Source organism: Bradyrhizobium sp. Cp5.3, assembly GCF_000426265.1.
Classification (GTDB): Bacteria; Pseudomonadota; Alphaproteobacteria; order Rhizobiales; family Xanthobacteraceae; genus Bradyrhizobium; species Bradyrhizobium neotropicale.
In genome coordinates this window covers 1-1454 of the sequence record NZ_AUFA01000138.1, presented here as the reverse complement: position 1 = coordinate 1454, position 1454 = coordinate 1, and the positions used below count along the sequence as shown (strand labels likewise).

The 1454-nt window shown below is 50.7% G+C and carries 1 protein-coding gene; it reads right to left on the bottom strand.

Going from position 1 to position 1454, the window contains the following annotated elements; all coding sequences use genetic code 11:
- Nucleotides 1-286: 286 nt before the first annotated feature.
- The gene (locus K289_RS47380; RefSeq protein WP_156918475.1) at nucleotides 287-1027 is read right to left on the bottom strand and encodes a hypothetical protein; all 741 of its coding nucleotides are present in this window, start codon (nucleotides 1025-1027) and stop codon (nucleotides 287-289) included.
- Nucleotides 1028-1454 lie beyond the last annotated feature (427 nt).

The following is a 1454-nucleotide window of genomic DNA, read 5'->3' as shown; positions in this document are numbered from 1 at the left end:
AGCCTCAAGCTCCAAATCCCTGCAATCTTAAACGTCTCCAAGCCCCGAAAACAGACTCCCGCCCAATCGCTTAAAGCCTTGTTCACGGGCGACTAAATTTGCAGGTTCCTGCAAATGAAAAACCCGGCTCATTGGAGCCGGGTTTTTAAATACTAACTCTGTGCTAGCTATCCGCCAGTCTCATCACCGAAAATCATCATGACCCACGTCTCCTGCTTTTCCTTGAGAGAGTACATGCTCAGCTTCGTTCCGTTCAGTCAACTTCAATCACATAAATGACAATGAACTATTGAGGCGGTAGGAGGGAGAAGACAAAAATTTTCTCGTCCGGCGCGACACTTTGAATGCTTTTGAAGGCGAAATTCTGATTATATAACAATTGGATAGCTTCAGCTTGCCCTTCCATGAGCAGCGCAGCCGGCTTTTGGGTGCACTGGTTTACTATGGTCATGGAGAATTGTTCCACAAATCGACGTGGATGCAAGGTCTGGATTGCTCCGATAGCCATCCACGTGACGTACTCAAATACCACTCTCGTCTCGCCACGTCTATGCATCGTTAGAGGCATCTCGGTCGAGAACCCCTTCTCATCGACTATTATAGGTTGCGTTACTTTCTCTTGCTCGCCGATTTTGATGGAAATAATTCGCGCTAATTCGATATCGGGTTGCGCTTCGATCTTGTCCGGCTTGAGCCGCCAAGGCAGGGTGGCCTCGTAATCAACGTCAGACAGCAAATTCCGATAGGAATATTCCGTTCGGACCTTAGCTCTGTAGGCCTTGAATTCTTCTCTATAATCTTCAAGAGCCACATGCCGGACTGCTTGGTGAGCATATCCGGCGAGATGCGTCACCATTCGTTTATTATACTCAATTACAGCCTCTGGAAGGTTGTCGGCCCCGTACAGGATGCGCACTCGCTCCTCGAATGAAGCTTGAGCGGGGTCTTTCAAGGTAACAACAGTTACGATGCCGCCAAGGACTGAAAAGAAGATCAACTCCCCGGTCCAAGCCTCCAAGGGACCCACGATAACCTCGTGAGCGTCCACGATTTCGAATTTGAGCAAGACTAGGATTGTTATGATCGTGATGACCCACCCTGCCGCCAAGGTAAGTCCGACCAGGACGACCCTTCGTCCCAGCCAGCTACGAGCCCTGTACCACTTGAGCAATCGAGAATCGCGAATCCACCCCATAGTGGGAACTTTGCTATCTATTACGCCATATTGCAACCATGGCGAGAGCCATCCATTCGAACTAGTGTCCTAATCTGCCTCTGCGGGTGTCCTAATTAGGACAGCACCGGGGGAATCCCGCGGGTGGACAACCGCAGCTTGTCGCCTTAGCATGAACGGAAAGGGAAGGGGATGTCCCGGGTTCTGTTGAATTTCTGAAGAGGTCGGCGTTGCCCACCTTGAGCCGGTAGGCTCGGGGTGCTGATTCCACAAAGGAGAG